The organism is Streptomyces sp. NPDC021012 (assembly GCF_044333355.1).
GTDB lineage: Bacteria > Actinomycetota > Actinomycetes > Streptomycetales > Streptomycetaceae > Streptomyces.
Map to the genome: position 1 here is coordinate 31,168 of NZ_JBIRQU010000021.1, position 24,689 is coordinate 55,856.

34 protein-coding genes are annotated in these 24,689 nt (G+C 70.2%); 32 read left to right on the forward strand and 2 right to left on the reverse strand.

Annotated elements, in window-relative coordinates:
• Positions 1–95 precede the first annotated feature (95 nt).
• From ACH4TP_RS37790 to ACH4TP_RS37835, 10 genes are all read left to right on the forward strand, one after another.
• Entirely contained in the window at positions 96–1,673 is a 1,578-nt protein-coding gene (locus ACH4TP_RS37790; protein WP_398440407.1) for a peptidoglycan-binding protein, read from the forward strand.
• 64 nt (positions 1,674–1,737) lie between these two features.
• Positions 1,738–2,370, forward strand: a complete 633-nt coding sequence (locus tag ACH4TP_RS37795) for an endonuclease domain-containing protein (protein ID WP_398440408.1) — start codon at positions 1,738–1,740, stop codon at positions 2,368–2,370.
• Positions 2,367–2,720, forward strand: coding sequence for a hypothetical protein (locus ACH4TP_RS37800; RefSeq protein ID WP_398440409.1), 354 nt, complete (start codon positions 2,367–2,369; stop codon positions 2,718–2,720). The genes ACH4TP_RS37795 and ACH4TP_RS37800 overlap by 4 nt, the downstream gene beginning before the upstream one ends.
• Positions 2,721–2,760: 40 nt before the next feature.
• Positions 2,761–3,111 carry a hypothetical protein gene (locus ACH4TP_RS37805; RefSeq protein WP_398440410.1) on the forward strand — a complete coding sequence of 117 codons (351 nt, stop codon included), beginning with the start codon at positions 2,761–2,763 and terminating at the stop codon, positions 3,109–3,111.
• Complete coding sequence (locus tag ACH4TP_RS37810; RefSeq protein WP_398440411.1) at positions 3,108–3,830, forward strand: collagen-like protein; 723 nt, start codon at positions 3,108–3,110, stop codon at positions 3,828–3,830. Before ACH4TP_RS37805 ends, ACH4TP_RS37810 begins: the two co-directional genes overlap by 4 nt.
• A 12-nt stretch (positions 3,831–3,842) precedes the next feature.
• Positions 3,843–4,535 carry a hypothetical protein gene (locus tag ACH4TP_RS37815; RefSeq protein ID WP_398440412.1) on the forward strand — a complete coding sequence of 231 codons (693 nt, stop codon included), beginning with the start codon at positions 3,843–3,845 and terminating at the stop codon, positions 4,533–4,535.
• A 442-nt stretch (positions 4,536–4,977) separates the two neighbouring features.
• Positions 4,978–5,391 carry a DUF6221 family protein gene (locus ACH4TP_RS37820; protein WP_398440413.1) on the forward strand — a complete coding sequence of 138 codons (414 nt, stop codon included), beginning with the start codon at positions 4,978–4,980 and terminating at the stop codon, positions 5,389–5,391.
• Entirely contained in the window at positions 5,379–6,428 is a 1,050-nt protein-coding gene (locus tag ACH4TP_RS37825; RefSeq protein WP_398440414.1) for a tyrosine-type recombinase/integrase, read from the forward strand. Before ACH4TP_RS37820 ends, ACH4TP_RS37825 begins: the two co-directional genes overlap by 13 nt.
• Positions 6,425–6,805, forward strand: a complete 381-nt coding sequence (locus ACH4TP_RS37830) for a helix-turn-helix domain-containing protein (protein WP_398440415.1) — start codon at positions 6,425–6,427, stop codon at positions 6,803–6,805. The genes ACH4TP_RS37825 and ACH4TP_RS37830 overlap by 4 nt, the downstream gene beginning before the upstream one ends.
• Positions 6,802–7,986 (forward strand): hypothetical protein, encoded by a 1,185-nt coding sequence (locus ACH4TP_RS37835; protein WP_398440417.1) that lies wholly within the window; start codon positions 6,802–6,804, stop codon positions 7,984–7,986. The genes ACH4TP_RS37830 and ACH4TP_RS37835 overlap by 4 nt, the downstream gene beginning before the upstream one ends.
• A 100-nt stretch (positions 7,987–8,086) precedes the next feature.
• Here ACH4TP_RS37835 and ACH4TP_RS37840 read toward each other — a convergent pair whose 3' ends face one another.
• On the reverse strand, positions 8,087–8,371 hold the full coding sequence (locus ACH4TP_RS37840) for a hypothetical protein (protein WP_398440418.1): 285 nt from the start codon (positions 8,369–8,371) through the stop codon (positions 8,087–8,089).
• Positions 8,372–8,432: 61 nt separating this feature from the next.
• Positions 8,433–8,849: a WYL domain-containing protein gene (locus ACH4TP_RS37845; RefSeq protein ID WP_398440419.1), complete on the reverse strand. Its 417-nt coding sequence runs from the start codon at positions 8,847–8,849 to the stop codon at positions 8,433–8,435.
• A 214-nt stretch (positions 8,850–9,063) separates the two neighbouring features.
• On the opposite strand from ACH4TP_RS37845, the gene ACH4TP_RS37850 reads away from it, so the two are divergent.
• The 22 genes from ACH4TP_RS37850 (at position 9,064) to ACH4TP_RS37955 (ending at position 24,680) form a co-directional block, all read left to right on the forward strand.
• Positions 9,064–9,543, forward strand: a complete 480-nt coding sequence (locus ACH4TP_RS37850; protein WP_398440420.1) for a hypothetical protein — start codon at positions 9,064–9,066, stop codon at positions 9,541–9,543.
• An 82-nt stretch (positions 9,544–9,625) separates the two neighbouring features.
• Positions 9,626–10,747: an ATP-binding protein gene (locus ACH4TP_RS37855; RefSeq protein WP_398440421.1), complete on the forward strand. Its 1,122-nt coding sequence runs from the start codon at positions 9,626–9,628 to the stop codon at positions 10,745–10,747.
• Positions 10,747–11,712, forward strand: coding sequence for a DNA cytosine methyltransferase (locus ACH4TP_RS37860; protein ID WP_398440422.1), 966 nt, complete (start codon positions 10,747–10,749; stop codon positions 11,710–11,712). Before ACH4TP_RS37855 ends, ACH4TP_RS37860 begins: the two co-directional genes overlap by 1 nt.
• Positions 11,713–11,768: 56 nt before the next feature.
• On the forward strand, positions 11,769–12,041 hold the full coding sequence (locus ACH4TP_RS37865) for a hypothetical protein (RefSeq protein WP_398440423.1): 273 nt from the start codon (positions 11,769–11,771) through the stop codon (positions 12,039–12,041).
• The gene (locus ACH4TP_RS37870; RefSeq protein WP_398440424.1) at positions 12,038–12,907 is read left to right on the forward strand and encodes a WhiB family transcriptional regulator; all 870 of its coding nucleotides are present in this window, start codon (positions 12,038–12,040) and stop codon (positions 12,905–12,907) included. Before ACH4TP_RS37865 ends, ACH4TP_RS37870 begins: the two co-directional genes overlap by 4 nt.
• Entirely contained in the window at positions 12,904–13,281 is a 378-nt protein-coding gene (locus tag ACH4TP_RS37875) for a hypothetical protein (protein WP_398440425.1), read from the forward strand. Before ACH4TP_RS37870 ends, ACH4TP_RS37875 begins: the two co-directional genes overlap by 4 nt.
• A complete protein-coding gene (locus tag ACH4TP_RS37880) occupies positions 13,278–13,688 on the forward strand; it encodes a hypothetical protein (protein ID WP_398440426.1) in 411 nt (136 codons plus the stop codon). The genes ACH4TP_RS37875 and ACH4TP_RS37880 overlap by 4 nt, the downstream gene beginning before the upstream one ends.
• Before the next feature lie 460 nt (positions 13,689–14,148).
• Positions 14,149–14,439 carry a hypothetical protein gene (locus ACH4TP_RS37885; RefSeq protein WP_398440427.1) on the forward strand — a complete coding sequence of 97 codons (291 nt, stop codon included), beginning with the start codon at positions 14,149–14,151 and terminating at the stop codon, positions 14,437–14,439.
• A gap of 435 nt (positions 14,440–14,874) precedes the next feature.
• A complete protein-coding gene (locus ACH4TP_RS37890; RefSeq protein ID WP_398440428.1) occupies positions 14,875–16,110 on the forward strand; it encodes a transcriptional regulator in 1,236 nt (411 codons plus the stop codon).
• A 13-nt stretch (positions 16,111–16,123) separates the two neighbouring features.
• On the forward strand, positions 16,124–16,885 hold the full coding sequence (locus ACH4TP_RS37895; protein WP_398440429.1) for a DNA-methyltransferase: 762 nt from the start codon (positions 16,124–16,126) through the stop codon (positions 16,883–16,885).
• On the forward strand, positions 16,882–17,688 hold the full coding sequence (locus tag ACH4TP_RS37900; RefSeq protein WP_398440430.1) for a hypothetical protein: 807 nt from the start codon (positions 16,882–16,884) through the stop codon (positions 17,686–17,688). Before ACH4TP_RS37895 ends, ACH4TP_RS37900 begins: the two co-directional genes overlap by 4 nt.
• Positions 17,689–17,874: 186 nt before the next feature.
• Complete coding sequence (locus ACH4TP_RS37905; protein WP_398440431.1) at positions 17,875–19,038, forward strand: ParA family protein; 1,164 nt, start codon at positions 17,875–17,877, stop codon at positions 19,036–19,038.
• Positions 19,035–20,192, forward strand: a complete 1,158-nt coding sequence (locus tag ACH4TP_RS37910; protein WP_398440432.1) for a ParB/RepB/Spo0J family partition protein — start codon at positions 19,035–19,037, stop codon at positions 20,190–20,192. Before ACH4TP_RS37905 ends, ACH4TP_RS37910 begins: the two co-directional genes overlap by 4 nt.
• 489 nt (positions 20,193–20,681) lie before the next feature.
• Positions 20,682–20,972, forward strand: a complete 291-nt coding sequence (locus ACH4TP_RS37915; RefSeq protein ID WP_398440433.1) for a hypothetical protein — start codon at positions 20,682–20,684, stop codon at positions 20,970–20,972.
• Positions 20,973–21,187: 215 nt separating this feature from the next.
• Complete coding sequence (locus tag ACH4TP_RS37920) at positions 21,188–21,736, forward strand: hypothetical protein (RefSeq protein WP_398440434.1); 549 nt, start codon at positions 21,188–21,190, stop codon at positions 21,734–21,736.
• A gap of 143 nt (positions 21,737–21,879) precedes the next feature.
• Entirely contained in the window at positions 21,880–22,098 is a 219-nt protein-coding gene (locus ACH4TP_RS37925) for a hypothetical protein (protein ID WP_398440435.1), read from the forward strand.
• A gap of 184 nt (positions 22,099–22,282) precedes the next feature.
• Positions 22,283–22,627, forward strand: a complete 345-nt coding sequence (locus tag ACH4TP_RS37930) for a hypothetical protein (RefSeq protein ID WP_398440436.1) — start codon at positions 22,283–22,285, stop codon at positions 22,625–22,627.
• A gap of 109 nt (positions 22,628–22,736) precedes the next feature.
• Complete coding sequence (locus ACH4TP_RS37935; RefSeq protein ID WP_398440437.1) at positions 22,737–23,171, forward strand: hypothetical protein; 435 nt, start codon at positions 22,737–22,739, stop codon at positions 23,169–23,171.
• A gap of 60 nt (positions 23,172–23,231) precedes the next feature.
• A complete protein-coding gene (locus ACH4TP_RS37940) occupies positions 23,232–23,489 on the forward strand; it encodes a hypothetical protein (RefSeq protein ID WP_398440439.1) in 258 nt (85 codons plus the stop codon).
• On the forward strand, positions 23,486–23,635 hold the full coding sequence (locus ACH4TP_RS37945; protein WP_398440440.1) for a hypothetical protein: 150 nt from the start codon (positions 23,486–23,488) through the stop codon (positions 23,633–23,635). Before ACH4TP_RS37940 ends, ACH4TP_RS37945 begins: the two co-directional genes overlap by 4 nt.
• Entirely contained in the window at positions 23,632–24,000 is a 369-nt protein-coding gene (locus tag ACH4TP_RS37950) for a hypothetical protein (RefSeq protein WP_398440441.1), read from the forward strand. The genes ACH4TP_RS37945 and ACH4TP_RS37950 overlap by 4 nt, the downstream gene beginning before the upstream one ends.
• A complete protein-coding gene (locus ACH4TP_RS37955) occupies positions 23,997–24,680 on the forward strand; it encodes a hypothetical protein (protein WP_398440442.1) in 684 nt (227 codons plus the stop codon). The genes ACH4TP_RS37950 and ACH4TP_RS37955 overlap by 4 nt, the downstream gene beginning before the upstream one ends.
• The last annotated feature ends 9 nt before the right edge of the window (positions 24,681–24,689 follow it).

Here is a 24,689-nt window from a genome sequence, read left to right on the forward strand (position 1 = left end):
GCGACCCTCCGCCCCACGCTCCACCCCCCGAGGGACCGCACCCCGCAGGTGCGCGCCGACCACACCACCGGCATGGGGATAAGGAGCACCTTCCCGTGACTGACTTCCACGTCGCCGTCGACCACCTCGACCCCGACACTCTCACCGTCTCCACCACCTACCTCGGCACCGTCGACCAGGCACACGTCGACGAGGTACGTGCCATCGCCGGCCTCGACACGACGGAGCGGTGGGTCAAGGAGCACCCGCGCCAGCCCGGCGCGTTCTCCGTGCTCCGCGACGACGGCAAGCTCGACGTCTACGTCCCCACCGACGCCCCCGCCTTCGCCGTCCGCACGCCCGACCTGGCGCCGAAGGGCGACCTCGAGACCGGCGGGACCCCGACCGCAGACGCCACAGCATCAGTCGGCGAGACGACCCCCGGGACGGCGCTTCCGGCGCGTAAGACCTCGGCGCAGAAGAAGGCCGCGGCGACCGTCGCCACGACCCTCGTCGCCTTCGCGGCCACCTCCTCCGGAGGACCGGCGTACATCGACGGAGCCGTCCGCTTCGGAGACCAGTCCATCGGCGGCGCCATGGACACCCCCGGCAACCCGCCCCGGATGACCTGGCACACCACCGAATCCCCGTCCGGCAAGTCCTACTTCTACTCGGTCGCCGCCTACCTGATCCGGGCCGCCGCCGAGCCGCAGGTCATCTACGACCCGGCATCCGACCTGATCGGGCAGTTCGGTCCCCTCACCCAGTCCGGACGCGCCCTCCGCAACGACGGCACCCGCCGCACGAACCGCGAAGGCAAGGTCAACATCCAGGTCGAAGTCCTCGCCCGTGCGAAGGACCCCTGGACTGACGGATTCGACCCGGCGAACAAGCCGAACTACCGCAAGCTCATCGCCGCCGGACGCGCCCACGGCATCCCCGACGACTGGCCGGCCGGAAAGCCGGTCCCCACACCGTCCAGCCCGATGAAGCGCGACCGCACCACCTGGCAGACCCAGGGCGGCCACTACGGCCACTGCCACGTCCCCGGAAACGACCACTGGGACCCGGGACCGATCAACACCACGATAGTCCCCGGCAAGGCGGCCTCGACCGGCGGCACCACCCCGAGCAAGCCGCCCACCGGCGGCACGAACGGCACCGGCACCCCGGCCCGCTACCAGGTCACCATCAACGGCCTGCCGTACGGCTACGGCGCCACCGGCACCCACATCACCAAGGTCGGCCGGGCCCTCGTCGCCAACGGATGCTCCGCGTACAAGACGGGCCCGGGGCCCGAGTGGACCGACGCCGACACGCTTTCGTACCAGAAGTGGCAGAAGAAGCTCGGCTACAGCGGCACCGCGGCCGACGGCGTCCCGGGCGAGGAGAGCCTGCGCAAGCTCCTCGGCTACCTTCCGGCGAAGGCGCCGACCACCCCGAAGTACGCCGCGTTCCCCGGGCCCGGGTTCTTCAGCTCCGGCCGCCGTGACCCGCTCATCACCGCCGTGGGCCGCCGCCTGGTCGCCGAGGGCTGCTCCGCGTACGCGCGGGGCCCGGGGGAGATTTGGACGAACGCGGACCGCGAGTCCTACCGGCGCTGGCAGAAGAAGCTCGGCTACACCGGCGCGGACGCCGACGGCATCCCCGGCAAGAAGTCCTGGGACGCCCTCAAGGTCCCCCACCAGCTCTGAGTAATTAATTTGGGGTGTTCAGGGATTTCTCAACGCGGCTTTCTTGGAAGGGAGGTTCAGTAAAATGAGAGACGTGAAGACCTGCCATATCTGCGATGCGCAGTACATTCCCACAGGCGGAAGGGAATGGCAGCGCTACTGCTCTCGAAAGTGCGCCTCGGCATCTACGAATACGCGTAAGCGCAGGGATCCTTCCTTGAAGCGATGTCGCACTTGCCTGTTGGACCTCCCGGTGGCCAGGTACGAGCTGAACCACCACTCCTGCCGCGAGTGTGAATCCTTGTCCCTCGCTGGTCAGAAGCGCTGCAAGACATGTGCTTCCGTCAAGCCGGTTGAAGCGTTCCATGCTCGCAACTCTCGACCGGATGGACGGGAAAGCTCATGCAAGGCGTGCAGGTCGGAGAGGTCTCGGATAAGGAACGCGGATGCTACCCAGCGGGAGGTCAACCGCAATGCGAAGTACCTCGCCCGCTACGGTCTGTCCGTAGCTCAGGTTGAAGCAAAACTAGCCGAGCAAGGCGGCAAGTGCGCGATCTGCCGTGAGGAACTTACGAAGTACGTGGTTGATCACCATCACGGAAGCGGCAAAGTCCGAGATCTTTTGTGCAACGGCTGCAATGTAGTAATCGGGCATTGTCGCGAGAAGCCAGATGTTCTTCTGGCCGCCATCCACTACCTTGAAAGGCACAAACCATGATCAAGATATGGGGCCGTGAACCGGCTGCCTGGCTGACGCTCTTCGCCGTCGTCGTGAAGCTCGCCGTCGCGTTCGGCTGGGACGCCTCCCCGGACGTCCAGGCCGCCGTCAACGCGACCGCCGCCGCGGTGATGGGCATCCTCATCGCCCTCGCCGTCCACGACGGCCTCGGCGTCGCCATCGTCGGCTTCGCCCAGGCCGGCCTCGCCCTCGCGATCGGCTTCGGCCTGGACTGGTCCACCGACCGGCAGGCCGTCGTCATGGCCTTCGTGACCGTCGCGGTCGGCATGTGGGACCGCACCCAGGTCACCGCCAAGGTCCCGGCGAAGCAGCCGCTCCCGCTCGCCTGACCCACCCGCCCCTACCCCCCCCCACCCTTCCGGAGTCCCCATGGCCGATGAGCCGACGAACGGAGAGCTGGCGCGGCTCATCAGCCAGATGGATGTCCGCATGGACTCCCGTCTCGGAGAGCTCAGCTCCCGCTTCGACAAGGTCGTCACGCTGGACGTCTACACGATCCAGATGACGCACATCGAGCAGCGGATCGCGAAAGCCGACGCAGACAACCGCAGCAACGCCGACGCGGTCAAGAAGCTCGAGGACGACTTCGAGAAGTACCAGCGCGACCAGGCCACCAAGCGGGAGGAGGACCGGCAAAAGCGCCTCTACCAGGCCATCCTGCCGGTTCTCCTCGGCCTGATCTCCGCCGCGATCGCCCTGTGGGCGGTGGTGTCGAAGTGACCCAGCACCGCGCACCCCAGAGCCGACTCGCCCGTCTCCTCAGACGCTGCGTCCCGCGCGCCGAACTGCTGCTCGCTACCACGCTGCTCCTGGTGATGCTGTTCCTCGGCTGGCTCGCCGTCCAGGTCCTCAGCCTCACCCAGGAGCTCCGTACGGCGAACGCGGCCCGGGACGCGCTCGCCCGTCAGGTCGAAGGCCTCGGGGAGAGCCCGGTCGCCGGGCCCCCCGGGTCGCGCGGCCGCCCCGGGGAGAGCATCACCGGGCCCGAAGGCCCTGCCGGGCCCACCGGCCCGCCCGGAGACCCTGGACCGTCGGGCCCGCCCGGTCCCGCCGCCACGGGCAAACCGGGCCCCTCCGGGCAGCCTGGGCCTTCTGGGCCGCCGGGATCCGCCGGCGCCGACTCCACCGTCCCCGGCCCTATCGGCCCTGTCGGCCCCACCGGGCCCGCCGGTCCCGCAGGCCCAGCTGGCACACCGGGCAAGGACGGCACCGACGGTGCGCCCGGACGAGACGGTACCGACGGCCGACCCCCGGCGGGCTGGACCTACACCGACCCGCAGGGTGTCACCTACACCTGCACCCCCGCCCCCGGCTTCGACCCCGCAGCGCCCCGCTATACCTGCACCCCTACCACCGTCCCCGACACCCCACCCGGGCAGCAGAAGCGCGCGGCACTGCTCACCGCCGCCGCGCTCGCCCCCGACCGCCGCCGCTACTGACAGGAGCCTGCCTTGCCGTTCCCGCCCGGGGTGCCCACCGTCCGCGTCACCTACACCGCCGCCTCACCGGCCGGCGGCCAGCCCGCGCAGGGCACCGTTGAGTTCGCCCCCGTCGCCCCCGCCGTCATCCTCCCCGACCACGGCATCGTCTTCTCCGGCCGTGGCGTCTACCGCCTGGACGAGCAGGGCCGCCTCGTCGACACCGACGGCACGGTCGGCGTACCGCTCCTGCCGTGCGACATTCCTGGAGCCAACCCGGCCGAATGGGTCTGGATGGTCACCATCACCCTGACGAACGCCGGCCCGCGCCGCTTCTGCATCTCCCTGTCGACCACCCAGACCGAGGTCGACCTCCACACCGTCGACCAGGTCGCCCCGTCCCGCGCCTACTACGTCGCCGTCCCCGGCCCCCGCGGCGAGACCGGCCCGCCCGGGCCCCAGGGCCCGCCCGCGACCGACGCTGAAACGCCCGCCGGAGCCCTGGAGAAGATCGCCGCGCACGCTGCCGCAGCCGACCCACACGGCGACCGCGCCTGGGCCAGCGAGCAGTTCAGCGCCCTGTCCTCGCGGGTAGCGGCCCTCGAAGGCACGGGTACCGCTGCCCCGCCGTCCGTCACCGGATCCCGCTCCGACGGCACGGCGCTCGCCAACCTGATCACCGTACTTGCCGCCGCAGGCCTCATCACCGACGACACGACCGAGTAGGACCCGTTGTCCTACGGTTTCTCACACTAAATAAGTGAACCGAGCCGCGCTCTCATCGTCCCGCTGGATGGCTGCCGTCATGACGAACTCAAGCAGCAGGACACGACTCCGGGCATGTGGCCGTCGAGGACGCAGCTCGGGAGAAGGTGGTCTCGACCATGGCGCTCGGCCAGCTCTTCGCGAACGGGTACGACAGCGTGGTGATGTGGCCCGAGGACATTCAGCGTGCCGCGCGGGAAGGGGCGCTGCGAGGCCTCAGGGAGCCGGAGCTGTACGCGCGCCGCGCCCATCCCGTCAGAACGTCCGCGCTTAGGATCGTTTCTGGAGAAGTCGTTGGTCGGCCAACGGCTTCTCCTTTTTCGTGTCCTGCCAGGGGATCATGGTTTCCTGATGCGCGATAAGCTCACATATCGTGAGTCAGGAACCTGCTAGGGGAGACCTGTTGAGCAACGATCTGTTCGCGTTCATCCGCGCCCGTCTCGACCGCGAGGAAGCGGTCGCCCGCGCGGCGACCGAGGGCGCCTGGTCGGCTGACGACGAGACGTACGCGGAAGCGATCCAGAACGAGCACGGGGTCGTCGTGGTGGGCGGAGGCCGGTGGAACGGGGAGGCGCCCGTCTTCGAGAGCACCGAGGACGCCCTACACATCGCCATGCACCACCCCGACCGGGTGCTGGCCGAGATCGACGCCAAGCGGCGGATCCTCACCGAGCACCGACCGATGATGCCGAGATGGTGCACGACCTGCGACGTCCCCGGCGACTCTCGGGGCCGCGAACACGGCTGCACCACTGTGCGCCTCCTCGGCCTGCCGTACGCCGACCACCCTGACTACCAGCGGGAGTGGCGGCCGTGAGCACCCGCCTTCCGGTTTCCGCCATCCACACCGAACGCCCCCTGCTCCCGACCGAGTTCGACGCCGACCTACGCGCGCGGCTCGCAGCTCTGGATGAGGCGTCGGACGGGCACGCCGCCGAGCAGCGGCCGGACAACACCGTGCTCGCGTACCGGGCCGACTGGAAGACCTGGACGAAGTTCTGCGGCCAGCTCCAGGTCCCGCCCACCGCCGCCACCCGCGGCACCCTGCGCGCCTTCGTCGACTACCTCTGGAACCGCGAGAAGCGGGCCTACAGCACCATCGACCGCAAGCTCGCTGGCGTCTCAGTCACCCTGCGGCAGGAGTACGGCGTCGTCATCGACCCCGAGGACACCAAGGCCGCCCGGGAGATGTTGAAGGACTACCGGCGCAAGGCGGAGGAGAACGAGGAGCCCGCGCGCGGCCGCGGGAAGGCGCCGGCTATGCGGGTCGACGCGCTGCGGCAGATCGTGCAGAAGTGCTCCGACGACATCTTCGGGGTCCGGGACCGCGCGATGCTGCTGCTCGGGTTCGCGATCGCTGCGCGCCGGGCCGAGCTCGCCGGCCTGCGGCTGCGGAACGTCGTCGAGGACCCGGACGGCAACGGGCTTCTGGTGCACGTGATGGTGTCGAAGACCGATCCGCGGACCGTGCCGGTGCCGTACGGGACGAGCCCGACGACCTGCCCGGTGCGCGCGTGGAGGGCATGGGTCGACCAGGCGGAGATCGACGACCCCGACCGGCACGCGTTCCGGGCGATTCACGCCTCCGGTGCCGTGCAGCCCAAGGGTATTACCCCGGCGCGGGTCGGTGACATCATCACTGCCGCTGGCGCCCGAGCCCGTATCCCGGTCCTGTTCACCGGGCACTCGGTACGGTCGGGCATGGCAACCGAGGCTCGGCGGGCGAAGAAGGACCCGAAGGCGATCGCGCAGATCACTGGGCACAAGCCGAACAGTAAGGTCCTGCATGGGTACATGCAGATCGTCGACCGGTGGAGCGAAGAGGACAACGCGCTGATGGGAATCGGGCTGTGAACAAGCAGACGCAACAGGACGGCCCGCCCGGCGGCTGGCTGCGCGCCGCGGTGGCGGCCGCAGGCTACGACTTGTCGGAGCGTGGCTCCGCGACACGGTTGGCTGCGGATGCAGGCATCCCTATGTCGGTCGCTTCACGGCTGCTGAACGGACAGGGCGAACCGTCCCCGGACACTCTCCGGAAGCTGGCGCCCGTTCTCAGGATGAGCGAGGTGGCGCTGTTCACCGTGGCCTACGCCCTGGACAACACCCCTGCACCTGCCTCACCTCCGCGCCCTGTCGTCACTACTGGGCAAGCTCTCACCGCGTGGGGGATCACCGCTTCGGAGGATCGGGAACTGGTCGAAAAACTGGTGGAGAGGCTGCGGCCCCGGTGACCGTTCGTACGTACGCCGCGGCATCGGTGCGGCAGCTCGCGGCGCACGTGACCCGGGTCGCGCCGCGGGAGAAGGAGCAGTGGGCGTCGCGGGAGCCGATCGCGGCGGCCGGAGGGGCGCGGCTGCAGGTGTCGCGGCAGCGCGCGGACCAGCTGTGGATGGTCGTGGGCATGTGGGACCGGGCCATCGGCCGGGAGGAGTTCCCGCCCAGCGCACGCCTGGAAGCGCGCCGGCTGTTCACCGGGCCGGTCCTGGGCGCGTTCTGGGACCTGGCGGAAGCCGGGGAGCTGCGGGCCCGGGCGGAGGATGTGGGGCGGCCGCTGCCGTTGGCGTCGCTGCGGATCGTGCGGGACGTGCTGGGGATCCTCGCGGACCTGGTGGTGCCGGCGCGGTCGGTGGCGTTGCCGGTGCTGGAGCAGCCGGAGCTGAAGGAGACGGTTCCGGCGCGGGACCGCGCGGCGCTGTACCGGGGGCTGGCGGACCTTGCCGCGGCGGGTTCGCCGGTATGGGACGGGACCGGCTTGTCGAGCGCGGAACGGGCCCGGCTGCTGGCGATGGTGGGGATCGTGCTCGATTCCGGGGCCCGGTCGGGGGAGCTGGCCGCGCTGCGCCTGGACGACCTGGCGGAGGGTCTGGCGGCGGTGGGGGTGCGACGGCGTCCGCAGCGCGCGTCACCGTCGCGCGAACTGGAGATCGCGGAGCTCGCGCGGGTGCATCCGTCGGCGGTCAAAGACATTCGGGCGGGCCGGCTGGAGCAGCGCTCGGAGGCGACTCGGCAGCGGGTGCTGGCGGCGATGGCCGAGCTGGAACCGCTGCCGGAGGTGGAGTGGTACGCGCTGCGTGAGGGGACCCGGGTCGCGGTGCGGCAGTGGCTGGCCGTGCGGGAAGGCGTGGTGAACGCACTGCCGTTGGAGGGCGGCCGGACGGCGCTGTGGGTGACGCTGCGCGCGTCGAAGGCGGGGCCGCCGGGCATCACGCTGGGCTCGCGGGGGCTGAAGCTGGCGTACACGAAGGGCGTCACGGCGTTGAACGTGGCAATGGCCGGCGCGTACGGATGGTCACCGTTGCCGACGCGGATGGAGCAGCTACGACGCGCGGTCGAGGCGGAGCCGCTCCCGCCGGAGGCAGTCTCGGCAGGTGCAGGGTGCGGCCCGGATTCGCCTGGTTCGCAGGGGGACTAGCGCCCTGCCGAGGCCCGAGGTTAGACTGCGCTTGCGCAACACGTGTGAACTTCCAAGGCCACCAACCCGGTTCGGGGCGGTGGCCTTCGTCGTGCCCGGGTCAGGTCGTCGGACCGGGGCGGTGCCTCTCCACCTCGACGCGGACCCACAGAGGGAACCGGTCGAAGAACTCAAGACGGCCGGAGATCTCGGTCGTCTTGTCGGCGTCCGGGCCGGTGGCTTCCTGTTCCGTGCCGATGAGGGTGAGATCGGCGAGGTTGCCGTCCTGGTAGGTGATGCGAAGGCCGGTTACGTCGTAGTGGGAGTAGTCGTACTTGAAGGCCGGGGCATCGGCCACGGCGAGTTCGACGCTCACGGTCTGCTGCACGAGGCTGCTGGTGGGCAAGGTGGTCTCTCCTTCGGTCAGTCGACAGTGTCTCCGTGCTGGGAGAAGGGAATCCCCCCTCCTAGGCCGCCAGGTCGGTGTCGGTCTGGGTGAGGCGGCGGCGGGGCTGGTAGTCGGCGTCTTCGGTGCCGCGTGCCAGCTCGTGGAAGAAGAGGGCCTGGGCGTCGTGGGCGGGGGCCAGGGACGGGCGCTCGTAGACGGTGGGCTCCGGCCGCTGCAGGACGTAGCCGATCCGGTGAACCGTGTAGGCCGTCACGGAGCTGAGCAGGAAGTTCCGCTCCTCCTTCTGCATCCGGCACATGGCGACGAGGGTGATGTCGCCGTCGGCGGTGGTGCGCAGTTCGTGGAGTTCCACGGTGCGGACGGTCTCCTCGCCCTTCCGGCCCTGGTAGGTGAGGGTGACGGCGTGGCGGCGGTCGAGGGCCTTGTAGAGGTCGGTGAGGGTCCGCAGGCGGGTCTGGCGGTGGGTGTGCTTCACGGTGTCCCCCTGGCGTTGTGGTGTGGTCACACCCTACGGCTTATCTATTGCGTACGCAATAGATAAGCCGTAGGGTGTTCTCCGTCAGCACGACAACCCCACGCACCACTGCATGGTGCGTACGCAATAGATAAGGGAGACTGCCATGGCCTACAACCACACCCGGCCGCCGACCCGAGGACACAGCGGCCGCCCTCCGAAGGGAACCCGCCCCGTGGCCACCAAGAGCGAGAAGCTCCTCACCAACCTCCGCACCATTTCCACCCGTCTGCGCGAGGAGGACGAGCCCGACCTCGCCGGCACCGTCGAGAGCCTGCTGGAACCGACCGGATGGGGCGCCCTGCGTCGCGCCATCGAGGCGGAGAGCAAGGGCGACAAGGGCGACGCCTTCCCGATCGGCATCCAGCCCGATCTGCACGAGAAGTACAAGGCGCTCAGCCCCAACCTGACCAAGGACGTCATCGAGGGGCTCACCGCCTTCATCGACGGCACCTTCTCCCCGGCCGGCTACCCGCGGCGCGGGGCCACCGGGTCGGCCAAGAAGGCGTCTCTGAACGTCCGGCTCCCGGCCGAGCTGAAGGAGTCCTTCGCCGCGGCGGCCGAGGCCCGCAAGGCGGAGCTCGGCTACACGACGACGATCGGTCACGTCGCCAAGGCGTGGCTCGCGCACAAGTACGCCCAGCCGGCGCAGTAGCCGGGCCCGCGGCAACGGGCCTGGACGCCGACAACCGGGCCCCCTGCCGCCGCAGTACAGCCACAACCCCATAGGAGACCTCATGGCCCCGGCCGCCGAGGCTGCCCGTCACGCGGGCGGCCCGACCTCGCACACCCCGAACCAGGACGCCTTCGACTTCGAGGACGCCGTCCGAGCCGCCGAGAAAGCCCGCCTCGCTCTTACTGGTCCCTCCGGCTCCGGCAAGACCTACACCGCACTCAGCATCGGCACGGGCCTGCTCCCCGAAGGCGGAACCCTCGGCGTCATCGATACCGAGCGTGGCTCCGCCTCGAAGTACGCCGGCCTGTTCACGTTCAAGACGATGAAGCTGCCCAGCTTCGAGCCGCAGGCCCTGATCAGGGCCCTCGCCGTCGCCGCCGACCGGGGCATCGACGTCGTGATCATCGACTCGCTCACCCACTTCTGGTCCGGACGCGGCGGTGCGCTCGCCCAGGTCGACCAGAAGACCCGCGCGTCCACGTCGAAGAACGCGTTCACCACCGGGTGGAAGGACATCTCCCCGGTGCTCCTGGACATGCTGGACGCGATCCTGTCCTACCCCGGCCACGTGATCTGCACGATGCGGGTGAAGACCGAGTGGGTCATCCAGGAGAACGACCGGGGCAAGAAGGAGCCCACGAAGATGGGCACCAAGCTGGACCAGCGCGACGGCATCGACTACGAGTTCGACCTCGTCGGGGCGATGGACCAGACGCACACCATGACCGTCGACAAGTCCCGCTACCCCACCATCGAAGTCGGCTCGGCCCACGAGAAGCCGGACTTCGCCTTCGGACACGAGATCGCGAACTGGCTCGACGACGGCGAAGGCGTCGCGCTCGGAGTCATGGACTACGTCGGACTCGCCACCGACCCTGCGAAGACGCCGCAGGAGCTGCTGAGCCTGCTCTCCGAAGTCGAAAGCCGTGGTCTTCTCGGCGCTGCCGTCCTCGGCCTCGACCGCCAGGCCACCTCCCTCGGCGCGCTCATCCGCCTCATGGGGTCGGCAGCCCGCGTGAAGGACCCGGCCACCGGCCCCGACGGGCTGCGCGCCCTGCGCGTGCGGCTGGAGCAGGACGGCCGCCTCGGCGCCCTCGTGCCCGGCATGGACGGCACCCCAACCCCCATCGGCGACCTCATCGCCTTCGCCCAGAACGCCGCCAACGAGAGGAGCGCCGCCTGATGCCCAGCCTGGCCGACGCAGTCGACCTGTTCGCCGGCATCGGTTGGGCCGAGGGAATTCCTCCCCTCGGCCTCACCGAGACCGGTCTCGAACTTGCTCCCGCCGCCTGCAGCACCCGGCGTGCCGCCGGACACCACACCGTCCAGGGCGACCTGACCCAGGCCGCTCCCGCCGCCTACCGCGGCGTCCCGGGGTTCATCGGCTCCCCGCCCTGCCCCGGCTTCGGTAAGTCCGGCAGGAAGCTCGGACTGCGCGACCTGCCCCACGTCCACCAGGCCATCGACGACCTTTCCAGCGGCCGTGACACCCGCGCCGCTCTCAACGCCCAGTGCCTCGACCCGCGGAGCGTCCTCACCGCCGAACCCATGCGCTGGCTCCACGAACTCCGCCCCGAATGGGTGTGCATGGAACAGGTGCCGTCCGTGCTGCCCGTCTGGGAGCACTACGCCCGCATCCTCACCACCTGGGGCTACAGCACCACCACCGCCGTCCTCGACGCCGCCGACTACGGCCTCGGGCAGCGCAGGCCCCGCGCCATCCTCATCGCCTCCCGTACCCGCGACGTCGCCATGCCCGCGGCCACGCACGGGCCCGGCCTGCTCCCGTACACAGCGATGGCCGACGTCATCGGCTGGGGCTACACCCAGCGGCCCGCGCCCACCGTCACCGGAGGCGGCACCGCAACCGGCGGCGCCGAGCCGTTCGGCAACGGCACCCGGCAGGCCATGCGCCGCGTGATCGGGACCCCCGCGTGGAAGGACCGGGCCGGAATCGCGCATCTGCGGCCCACCATCGCCGAATGCGCCGCCCTCCAGGGCTTCCGGCCCGGCCTGCCGCTGCAGGGCCGACAGGGCGAGCAGTACCTCATCGTCGGCAACGCCGTCCCCCCGCCGCTGGCTACCGCCGTCGTGTCCGCGGCCAGCGGCATCACCGCACCCGCCCTGTCCGTTCCCGCCGCCGCGTAACACCCCGCACGCCACGGCGGGGCCCGCCACCACACCCACACCCTGGAGGCCCCGCCATGCCCCAGCCCGCCCTGCACACCCTCTGCGCGCTCGCCGGCGTCCTCGCCGGATACAGCGCCGCCACCCTCTACCACCGACGCCGCGCCCGCGTCCAGGCCCTCCACGACCGCCTGATCCGCGCCGGCGACGCCCGCCACACCGACGCCCTCCGCGCCCGGCTCGCCGCCCACCGCGCGGAGGGCGATGTCGTCACCGCCGCCACCGACCTCGTCGACGCCGCCTACGCCCGCCTCGCCCGCAACGCCCAGGAAGGGGGACCCACCCCGTGAACCACGCCGACCGCCGCCAGCTCGACGAAGCCCGCCGCGCCTACGAGGCTCTCACCGAGCACCGCCACTACGCCTACCGCGGCTGCGCCCCCGACCCCGACAACCCGCGCCACTCCGCCGCCGACCCCGACCTCTCGCTCGACGCCTGGGTCGGCACCACCACCGACGGCGGCCTCCACCCGGCCGAGCGCGCCGAACAGCAGCGCCGCGCGCTCGCCATCTGCGACCGATGCCCGGTCCTGGCCCAGTGCCGCACCTACGCCATGCTCCCCGGCGGCGGTCTCGCCGAGGCCGAGGGCATCCAGGGCGGCATGACCGCCGGGAAGAGGCTCCGCGCCGACCGCAAGAGCACGGATGCCAGCGGCACGGCCTCCCGGGCGCCGCTGCGGCCGATGTCCCACGAGCAGGTCCTGGAAGCCATCTCCGCGCCCAAGCGCGCCGTCCTCCGGCAGCTCGCGCGGGAGACCGACGCCGAACTCGTCGCCTACCGGGCCGGCATGGACCTGCGCACAGCGAACTGGCACCGCGCCGCCCTGTGCCGCCTGGTCGGCCTCGACAAGGAGACCGCCACCCGCGCCCAGCTCCTCCAGGCCGCCATCGACCACCGCATCCTGCCCGCCCGGACCCGGATCGTCCCCGACGGACCCTGGCCCGTCGTCGCCGCCCCCAACACCGACGGCTCCCGCCAGCGCCGGATCGCCCCGGGACGGCCCGAGCAGACCACCATCACCGGCCTCCTCGACCACCAGCCCACCCCACCGGCGCCACGCCGTCCCCGCCTGGTCCTCGCCCGCACCACCCCGGCCACCGCCCGGCCCGTCCCGCTCCTGCTCCCCGTCCGCACCCTGGAGGCCCGAGCCGCATGACCACCCACCCCAGCACCCCCACCACGGCCGACGCCGACCGCGCGCTCGCCGACCGGGCCGCCTCCTCCGGCGAGTACCTCGCCGGGATCCTCGCGGCCGCCATGCTCGACACCGTCGGCCAGCCTGAGAAGCTCCCCGCGCTCCTCTTCCCCGGCCTCGACCCCAACGCCGTCGAGCTCGTCTGGGAGAAGGCCCTGGTCGTCGGCTACCGGCTCGGCCGGCTCATCGAGCGCCCACGGTGGGACACGGCCAGCCTCCGCCGCTTGCGCACCGCGCTCGCCGATGCCGGGTACGAGGCCATGGACAGCCAGGTCGCGCGCTCTCTCGCCACCGTCCACCCCGCCGACACCGAGCCCGTACGGGAACGGCCGTGACCCGGGGCCGCGGACGGCCGATCACCAAGTTCACCGCCGAGACCCGACAGCGGTTCCTCGACCAGGTCGCGGCCGGCGCCCGCCTCGCCGACGCCGCCCAGAACGTCGGGGTCCACCACAACGTCCCCCATCGCACCGCTCGCACCGACCCGGCCTTCGCCGAAGCGCTCGCCACGGCGAAGGCCCGCGGCCGGGCCGCCCGGCAAGACGAGCGACCGCACGACGAGTCCCGCTACAACCACCAGGCCTGCCGCTGCGACACCTGCCGCGCCGCAGCAACCACCGCCCGCACCGCACGCCGGACCACCGACGACAGCCAGGTCCTCGACCTCGACGCCAACCGGGAACCCCCCACTTCCTGTTCGGCGCCCTGTCCTTCTTCTGGAACGGCCAGGGCGGCCGCCTGATGCACTTATTTAGTGTGAGAAACCGTAGGACACGATGCCTGGCCCGTACGGATGTCCGATGACCTGGATATCTGATGACAAGTGGGCTCGTACGACACGACTAAATCGATCTCGGAGAGGAGGTAGCACTGTGCCGAGCCGAACGGATAGGCTGCGCCTGTCGCCAGACGACCACTCAGACACGAGCGGCCCGACGGCGCCACCGGCCGGAGCCCTGAAAAGGGTGAAGGCCCCGCTGCAGTCCTCGGTGTTGGTAGCACCTTGGAGCGGGGCCGTGGCCGACACACAACCGCGAAGAAGGTGCCGGCTCCGCCGGTACGCCCCATGCGTCGAAAGGCAGTACCGACATGCGTCAGAGTAGCCGCCCTCCCGGGCAGGCAACTAGTGGGACCCTCCACTCCACCGTGAAGATCACACCGGTGTCGAGTGCAGTCCCTTTCGTGCTGATCTCCGCCACCGCATGAGCGGCCAGGGTGGAGCCGTCGCCATCGCGGCCGCCCACACCTTCCCCGACCTCCCGGACAGCGAGCTCTGCTCCTTCGCGTACCCGTTGCTGGGCGCGGACTTCGGGACGCTGTGCAACGAGGCCGACCATCACGCGGGCCACCACCGTGCTCTCGCCGTCGTGGCGGGCGCGTACCGGCGCTACGTCGTCTGGGCGCAAGACGGAACGGTGCTCCCGGACGAAGAGACTTCCCCTGCTGGACCGCAGGGGCAGACCCCACCCAGTGAAGGGGATCGAGTGACGTAGCGACTTCCTAGGCGGGAGGTCCTGGGCCCCTTGGCGGGGGCTCTCTCCTCTACCGCCGGCCGCTGGTGTTGGCGCACCGTGCGCGGCCCTTCCTACGGCTCGGATTGACAGTCCGAGCTAAGGCCCGACTTCCGGATCCCGTTTGGCGACGGGGCCCGAGCGGTCGAGCGACTTCCTGGTTCTCCCGAACCTGACCCACCAACTGGGGGCCCTTTCGTGCCCTCAGCTAGTACCGAAAGCAGGTACATCTTGCAGTACGCAACCCCCTCTTGTCAGCTTCCGCACGCCCGCACGGGCGATTCGCGGCTTATCTCCCCTCTCTCGGGTGGCACTCCGAGCCACCCGGAGGCCGTTCTCGAGGCCTTCCGTGTCGCCGACGCGGACCAGTGGCTGTCGACGACCACCGGGCGGATCGCGCCCGAGGGGTACTCGTGGATGCAGGCCGTCCACTGGCTCGCGGGCTGCGGCCTCTACGACCAGCAGCCCGGGCACGGCCCGAAGTGGGGTCCGACTACCGTCGCCATCGCGCAGGAGATCGCCGCGCTCGCCGAGTGCCGGCCCAGCATCGACTACCTCGCCCGGAAGCTCGGCGTGTCCCCGCGGACGGTGAAGTACCACCTGGCGCACCTGCGCGCGGCCGGGCTGCTCGTCTACCGCTCCAAGGGCACGCGCCTCGCGGGTCGGGTCCGGCTGGCGTCGGTGTACGAGCGGGTCATCCCCGCGGCGTTCGACGTGGCGCTCGGGATCCGTACGGTGCTGCGCGACGAGACGGCCCCGGCGTACGAGCGGGTCGCGGTCGGGATCGCCGAGGAGGGCCGGAAGGCCATCGGTGTCCTCGCGAGGAAGGCCGCCCGCAAGGTCCGGCGAAAGCGGACAAAGCCGGGTGTGGACAAGTCTGTGGACGACCAGGGGCGTTGCACCCCAATGCAGGTAGGTACCTCAACTGTCTCCTCTGCCGGTTCTCCCACTCTTCCCTCTGAGAGCAAGCTCGCCAGCGGGAAGAAGTCGTCCCTCACCCCAAAGCAGCAGAAGCCGAAGGCCCGGACCCTCAACCGGGTCGGCCGCCGCTACCAGCTGGCGCGTGAGCTCATCACGTCGGTGCCGTGGCTCAAGCAGGCGGCTGCCCCGCGGATCGCGTGGATCGTCCGGCACGTGGCCGACGCCGGCTGGAGCGTCGACGACGTCCGCGCGTTCCTGTCGCTGGCGGACGTACCTTCGGCCCGGCGCCCGTCCGGGATGCTCGCCCACCGCCTCAAGGGCGCGCACCAGCTCTGGACGACTGCTCCTCAGCGCGCTGCGGGTGTCGAGGTCTGGCACCGCGCTGAGGAGCAGCGGCGCCAGCAGCGTATTGCCGCCGTCCGCGCGGAGCGCGAGGCATCCGGCGAGGTCACCCACGCGAAGAGCGCCCACGTGGCCCGAGCCTGGAACGCGGCCATCCTCAGCAGCCGGGAGACGGTCAGCGACGACGTCAGCTGCCACGGCCTCGAGGACAGCCGTGCCCTGGAGGACCTGTCCCGCCAGGAGGTGCTGCAGCACCGTGCCTGGGCCGAGCAGGACCTCGGCTTCATCCTGGCCGCTCTCGACTGCGGGATGACCGAGCTTGATGCCCGCCGGCTCTACACCAACCGGCTCGTCGACCGCGCGCTCCGCACCATCACCCCCGCGTTCTGAAGGGAGCCCCCTCATGAGCATCAGCCCGTACTACCAGGACGAACACGTCACCCTGTACCACGGTGACGCCCGAGAGGTCCTGCCCGCCCTGCAGGTCGCGGCCGATCTGATCGTCGCCGACCCTCCCTACGTCGAGACCAGCCTCGAATGGGACGTCTGGCCTGACGAATGGCCTTCGCTCCTGTCCGAGTACGCCCGGTCCATGTGGTGCTTCGGTTCGATGCGCATGTTCTTCGACCGGAACACCGAGTTCGCCTTGGGGGGCTGGAAGATGTCCCACGGGGTTGTGTGGGAGAAGGCGAACGGTTCAGGATTCGCCACCGACCGCTTCCGCGGGGTCCACGAGCACGTCGTGCACTGGTACCAGGGGCCGTGGTCCGACGTACACCACGACGTTCCCCGCGCCGCATACACCGGCCCGAACAAGAGCGCCCGCGGCAACGCCTCGCGCACCACCCACACCGGCACCATCGGCGCCCACACCTACATCGACGACGGCACCCGCATGATGCGCTCCGTGCTCTACGCCCCAGCCCCCCGCAGAGGACTGCACCCCACGGAGAAGCCCATCAGTGGCCTTCTCGACCCGCTGATCCGCTACGGGTGCCCCGTCAACGGCCTGGTGCTGGACCCATTCGCAGGCAGCGGTTCAACCCTCGACGCCGCCCGCCAAGCCGGCAGGCGCGCCATCGGAATCGAAGGCCGAGAGGACTACTGCGAAACCGCGGCTACGCGTCTTTCTGCACTCACTCTCGACTTCGGCGGTGCGGCATGAATGAACCCCAGCTGTCCGGCGCCGACCTTGCCCGTCAAGCCCTCGCCGCCTACAAGGTCGGCCGCCGCCCCGGCACCGGCCCCACCGCGCCCGTACGCCGACCCCAGCGACGCCGGAGCGACGGACGCGACCCGCAGACCTTCGCCACCGTCCTGGAGCGCCTCGGTGCCGAGCAGGGCTGGAACGCCGGAGTGCGCGGCGGCGACATCCTGAGTCGCTTCTCCGAACTGTGCCCCCAGTTCGATGGCCGCGTCATCGCGGTCGCCTGGCACGCCGACCTCGGCCGGCTCGACCTGCGCCCCGGCTCTCACGCCTACGCCGCGCAGCTGCGGCTCCTCGGCGGCCAGCTCTGCCAGCAGATCAACACCAAGCTCGGCGCCGACGTCGTCCAGGCGATCGGCGTTCTGCCCGTCGCCTCCCTCGGCCCCACGGCCAGCGCCCCCGAACCGGTCGAGCCTGCGCCGACCGCCGAGCCCGTCCGTACGCCCGTACCACCGTCGGCCGGATACCTCCGCGCGCTCGCCGCCCACCACGAACACCGCGGCGACCCCGTGCCCCGGACCGAGTTCGCCGAGCGGATCGCGGCCGCCCGCGTCCGCCAGGACGCCGCCCTCCGCGCCCGTCGGCTCCCGCCCGAGGAGCACGCCGAGTACCTTGCCCAGCTCGAGCTCCAGGAGCAGAGGGAACAGCGCGAGCGGCCTCTGACCGGCATCGAGGCCAGCATTCAGGCCGCCCGCCGCTACGCCCGCACCGGTCGGCCTACCGGCGTGGACGAGGCCCGTCAGGTGTTCGACGCTGCTTGATTGTTCGGCTGTCGATGGGCGGGTGTCGGTATAACGGCGTTATACCGCCCTCCTGAAGCACGCTGCCGATCATCCGGACCTCGTCGGTATAACGCCGTTATACCTGCGGGTGCAGAAGAACGTTCGACACACCCGAGAGTGATACCGGTGTCTGGCGTGTAGCCCGAGGGTCAGTAAGGTGACGCCATGGCATCTCCCAACCCCCAGAGCGACAGGGAGAAGGTAGCGTCGAAGCTTCCGCCCGCGCTCAAGCAGGAACTCAAGATCAGGGCAGCTGAGCTGCAGCTGGACATCCAGGACGCAGTAACCGCAGCCCTCACCAACTGGCGCGACCGGCCCGCAGGCACGGGCGGGGTCGACACCACTGGAGCGGACTCGTTCAGCACCTGGCTCCCGAACGGCGTGTACGACGCGTTCAAGGAAACCTGTACCGACCGCGATGTCTCCTACATCCAGGGCCTCGCACAGGCGGTACGCCGATGGCTGGACGAGAACCCGTCACCGAGCGACCGCCCCGAGGGCGGGATCGTTCAACGCAAGATCGTCTGTAACCAGAAGGGCGGGGTGGGCAAGACAGCCATCTCGGCCGGCGTCGCCCAGGCGTACGCCGAAGCTGGCAAGCGGGTTCTGCTCGTCGACTACGACCCCCAGGGCCACCTCACCGACCAGCTCGGCTTCGCCCCCATCCCGCCCGGCCACGACAGCCTCGTTTCGCACATGTGCGGCGAGGGGCGCGGCGACCTGCGGGAGCTCCTGGTCACGGTCGACGGCGAACGCTTCGGTAAGCGGATCGACCTCCTGCCCGCCTGCTTCGATGGATTCCTCCTCGACGTCAGGGTCGGCGTCAAGGCTGTCCAGACCCGTGGATTCCACAAGGAACGCGTCCTCGAAGAGGCGCTGGCCTCGCTCGAGACGGACTACGACGTCGTGGTCGTCGACTGCCCGCCCAGCCTCGGTCTCGCCATGGACGCAGCCCTGTACTACAGCCACCGGCGTACCGGCGAGCCGGCAGGCGTGTCTGGCGTCATCATTCCGGTTCTCGCCGAAGACTCCTCCGCCACCGCCTACGGGATGCTCGCCGCGCAGATAGAGGATCTCTGCGTCGACCTTCGTGTCGAGGTCGACTACCTCGGTCTGGTCGTGAACCTCTACGACAGCCGCCGCGGTGTGGTAGCCACCTCGTCCCTGAAGGATTGGGAGACGATGGGCGATCCTCCAGTCCTGGCCGTCATCAACGACCTCAAGGAGCAGCGCGAAGCCGTACGGCTGAAGCAGCCGCTCCTGGCCTACGCGCCCACGAGCGAGCAGGCCAAGGCCATGCGCAACATCGCGGAGGCGGTAGCCGGATGAGTCAGACGAAGGCCCAGGCACTCGGCGCCTCCTCAGCATTCAAAACCGCGCATACACGAAGCCGGCGGGACCTGTTCCGCCAGCAGATGGGTATCGAGGAGACCGAGGTGGTAACCCACCTCCCTGTCGAGGACATCAGCCTCAACCCCGACAACCCCCGCACGGAACTCGGCGACCTCACCGATCTGGCAGGAAGTCTGCGGGACCACGGGCAGAAGACCGCGATCACCGTCATGGGCCGATCCGCCTACCTGCAGGCGAACCCCGGGCGCGAGGACGCACTCGAACCCCGCACCCGGTACGTCGCGATCGACGGGAACTCCCGGTTGGCCGCTGCCCGTGAAGCTGGGCTGCTGACCATCAAGGTCATGGTCGACAACGAGATGGGAAGCGACCCCAACGAGCTGCTCGAATCGGCACTCGTCGCCAACGTCCACCGCAAGGAGCTCGACGCGCTGGACGAGGCCCACGCTCTTGCGCAGTTGCTCAAGGTTCACGGCACGCAGGTCGCGCTCGCCGCCCGGCTGCACCGCACGCAGGCCTGGGTGTCCCAGCGGCTCGGCCTGCTCAACCTCACTCCGGAACTCACGGAACGCCTCAAGAACGGCGAGGAGAAGGCCGCCCACCTGCGGAGTGTCGGAAACAAGAAGCCTGAGGAGCAGGTGGCGCACCTGGCTGCAATCAAGGCGAAGGAGGCCGCAGCCAAGGAGGCGAAGAAGCAGGCCCGCCGAGCTCCCATGACTCCAGCACCGCAGGGCGAGAACGTGTCCACCGGCTATAACGCCGTTATGGAGCCGGAGCCGGCTGTGGTCCCAGCCGGAACGGGCACTGCGGGGGAGCTTGGCCTTGAAGACCAGCAGGGCAGGAATCGTACTGGCCTGCTCCCCGAACAGACGCACTCTGCCGCAGCCACGCCACCGTTGCAGCCGGCCAGCACCACTTCGGCTCCTGTACGGGGACGGGCAGGCATCGACCTGAGCGGCCTTGCCGATGAGGACCGCAGTTCGACGCTCCATCAGTACGTCACAGCGTGCGGCAACGTTGAGGTGCTGGCTGCGGACTTTGAGCGTGGCCTCGATGAGCGCCGCCGCCTGATCCTGGGAAGGATCTTGAAGGAGGTTGCAGAGCGAATGCTTCGGGACGAGCGAACCTGACGTAACCCCTGGTCCTCGTATAACGCCGTTATACGAAGCCGGGTCGGGTCTACCGTCGTGCCGAGCTGTCTGGCTACAATCGCCGTCATCTGACGGGCACGCGCTCGTGAGGTCTCAGGCCCCCGCAGGCCACCGGGTTGTTGTCGGAAACACTCCGACCCCGGCCGGCGGGGGCTTCGCCATACCCTGTACTGGCCAGTACGGTACCGATTTCGGCCAAAGACCGGACGATACGGCCCAATCGTGCTGTTTTGTGCAGTGTGAGAGCTGTGAAAAACAAAATGAATCCTCGCCACAGCGGCACAACGGCGTGCACAGTGGCAACCCGGGGTGTCAGGCAGTCATCCCGGACCCGAAGCCCGGCCAAGGGGAGCGCCGGACTGAGGACCCTTCCCACACTGCCACCACGGAGCGGAGACGCCCCCGATGCCCTCAGCAGAGCACGCCCCCGTGCCCCAGACCGGCCCGCCCGGCCCCGGCACGGGATCTGTGATCCATCTCGCCCACCACTCCCGCCGTCGCCGATCGCGCGTCGCCGAACCGGTGCCGGAACCGCCGTCGACGCCGGCCTTCCAGGTCGCCCTGACGGTCCAGGCCATGTACCAGGCGACCGGGCAGTCCCTCAACGACCCCGCGACGGCCGCCGCCTACCGGACCGCCCTCGAAGCCACCGTCCTTCTCATCGACGGAGCGCACGCGACCGACGTGATCGACGAGACCGGCTGGGAAAATTTGCGGGCCATGCTCGCTGACCTGGCCCAGGCCCCAGACCTGGTGTAGCCAGGGCATATGCCACGGGGAATGCGACCGCGCGGTCGGTTATTGATCGCGCGGAGTTGATCGATATGCACACAGCGCTGTCAACACCCGCCCCACCTATGCCACGATGAGGCGTCCGGAACACCCGGAGTGATTAACTCCGGCCCCGGGCGCGAGTCCCTGGCACCCCGTCACGCACCCGCGCCCGCGAGGGCCGTACAGCGGACGGGGACAGCATGAACAGTGGGGACACCACCAGCCCGGCGGAACGCCTCCGCCTCATCCAGGAGCACTTCCTCGCGCCCGGCGCCACCGGCCCCCGGGCCGAACGCGTCGCCCGCACCACCGAGCCCGCCGCGGCCATGCGCATCGACGTCTACGACCACATGCGCAACGCCGTCACGGAGACCGTCGCCCTGGCGAAGGAACTCTGCGACGAGCACGAGCCCTACGAGCCGAGGCCGGCGAAGCTCGAGCACCTCTACGAGTGGCTGGTCGCCGAGACCCCCCACCTCGACGAGGAACGCCGACAGGCACGCGACGCCGTCATCTACCGGCAGGGTCTCGAGCACGCCATCCTCATCGGCGAGGCCGACATCATCCGTCGGCACCCCTGCCCCAGCTGCGTCACCTGGGGCCTGGTCTGGGACCGCCACACCAAGAGCGTTGTCTGCTGGAACCGGCACTGCGCCGACGACGACGGCCAGGCCACCCGATGGACCCTCGCCCAGCTCGCCGAGGACCACATCGCACGGAAAAACCGTCGCGCGGCCCGTGCAACCTGAGCACCACCTCGCGAGTCTAAGAACCATCCACACTTGACGGCGGACCCTTCCCGACCTGCCGTCAGCGCACCACAGCACCACACCCGCACATCGGCCGCCGGAGCTGCGAACGACGGCCCGCCGAGACCCGGGAGCACCACGCCATGGCCGCCAGTACCGTTCAGCCCCACCTGCCGCCTCGTGACCTGGTCACGCTCAAGGAGGCCCGCCGGCTCTTCGCGCAGACCCCGCACCCCGTCTCCGAGAGGACGATGCGTCGCTGGGGGGTCGACGCCATCAAGCACGCTGGCATCGTCTACGTGTCCCTGTCCGACCTCCTCGTTGCCCATGGCGAGTGGGTCGCTGGCGGCCCCGTTCCCTGAGCTGTCCGTTCCGTAGCTGCGATTTCCAGGCCCCGCCCCGGCTCTCCGGGTGCGGGGCCTTTTGTGTGCCCGGAGTCCAGCCTTATCTATTGCGTACGCAATAGATAAGGCCTAGTCTGGTGGAGCCGACAACGCACCAGCCCAACCGGGCCGATGCGGAGTACCCGAACACCGGAGCGCCGCCATGACCGTGCTCACCACCACCCGCACCGCCCAGCCCCTCGCCATTCACAGCACGCTCCTCCCCCACCAGCAGGACGTCTTCGACACCTGCATGGACCACGCCGACAACGCCCTCGACGCCCTCACCTACAACCGGGCCATGGAGATCGCCGCCAAGGCCATCGAGATCGACCTCCCGCCCAGCGGCAGCCTCATCAAGTGCGCGTGCACCGACTGCTACTGCCCCGCGATCTTCGACCCCGCCGCCCCCGGCCTCCGCCGCGTCGAACCGTCCGGCCCGTACAACCTCCCGCGCCTCCAGTGCGCACCCTGCGCCGACGCCCACCCCGCGCCCCACGAGGACTAACCCCCTCCAGCACCGGCCCGGCCGCCAAGTCGAGGAACCCGCTCCCTCGCGGTCGGGCCGGACCAACGCTCCACCCCAGACCCCACACAGCACCTACCGGGAGACACCCATGTCCGAGACCGGCCTCATCCTCCGCACCGCCCAGCAGGTCCTCAACAACCACGGCCTCCTCGACTCCGACCTCGGGAACTTCGCCGCCCCCGACGGCCGCCTCGACATCACCGCCGCCATCTACCGCGCCGTCACCGGCACCACTCCGAAGTGCTTCATCAACGACCCCGGCACCGCCCGCCTCCTCATCGAGACCAACGAGGCCGTCACCACCGCCATCCGCTGGGTCTCCGCCGTCCTGCCCACCCGGCCCCCGCACGACCCCGGAACCGGCATCGACGACCACATCGAGCACCTCGCCTACTGGCTCCTCGACGTCGACCACTTCCTCGGCCGCCGCCCCAACACCAGCGACGTCATCGGCGTCCTGAGCCGCGCCGCCGACGCCGCCGACAACGTCACCGACATGCCCCGCCAGCGCGCCGCCGCCTGACCCTCCACCCGCCACGGCCGGGCCCACCCGCCCGGCCACCCAGAACGGAAACCCACCGCCATGAGCATCGAGACCACCACCACGACCACGGGCACCTACGCCACCGACCCCGAGTACGCCGCCGGCCGCGCCGACGCCTACGACGACGAGACCACCCTCACCCTGGACCAGCTCGCCGCCCGCGCCGCCCTCTACGCCGAGCACGGCCACCTCCTGCGCGCCCTCGGCTACGCCGACCGCGTCCTGGAGAAGCGCATGGAGCAGCTCGCCGTCACCGCCGCCGAGACCGAACTCGCTCACACCGACGGTGCCGCATGAACCGCGCCGAGCTCCTCGCCGGCCTGTCCGAGCTGATCGCCAACCCGTTCATCCCCGAACTCCACGAGGACGACTGCGACGACCACGCCTGCCCCGGCTGCGCGCTCCCCGACATCAACCCCAGCACGGCGGACGGTGTCGCATGACCGAGCACGACTACGTCCGCCAGCTCGCCGCCACCCTCGAACTCGCCGCCGAGTTCCGCATCCCCTGCCCCGGCCACCCCCTCGGCCCCTTCGCCGACCTCCGCGTCGAAAAGCGCCTCGACGGCCACGGCGACGGATGGGCCATCGCCCTCGACGGCGACGCCTGGACCGGCACCCACTGGGAGCACCGCGGCGTCCTCACCCGCTCCGAGATCTACCGCTACACCCGCGACCAGGCCCTCACCGAAGCCCAGCGCATCGCCCCGCTCGAAACCGAACGCCACCACGCCCTCATCCGCAGCATCCAGCCGCGCCACAAGGTGCCCACCAGCCGCGACACCTACCCGAAGGAGCCCGAGCGGTGACCGCCTGCCCCACCCCCGACAAGCACCGCTACGCCACCCGCGAAGGCGCCCTGGCCGGCGCCCGCCGCTCCCGCATAGGCGTCAGCCACCCCCTCTACCCCTACGCCTGCCCCTGCACCTGGTGGCACCTCACCAAGCACCAGCCCAGCGAACTCCCCGACTCTGCCGCCACCGACCCCCTGCGCGTCCAGTACCTCCAGGCCGTCCCCGACATCACCTTCCGCACCACCGTCGTCCAGGACGCCACCGGCAAAGCCACCGCAGCCGACCGCCTCGCCCTCCGACACCCCGCCAACCTCAAGCGCTGGCACAAGATCCTCGGCCAGCTCATCGCCGACGCCGAACAGCAACTCGCCGAACGCTCCGACGACACATCACTCGCCACACACGACTGGCGCCGCCGACACCTCGGCTACCGCACCTCCCTCCACACCCGCCGCGACGAATGCCAGCAACTCCGAGCCGAAGCCCACATCGACCCCACCGCCCGAGCCGCACGCGAAGCCGCCTACCTCGACAAGGCCAACGCGAAAGAACTCCGGCGCCTCGCCGGCGACGCCGCCATCAAGCGCCTCCAGGCCGACCACCCCGACACCTGGGCCCGCTACCTCACCGAGGAATGCGCCCGCATCGGCGCCGACCTCCCCGCCCGATACCGCGACCTGCCCCAGACCGCGTAAGGAGCCCGG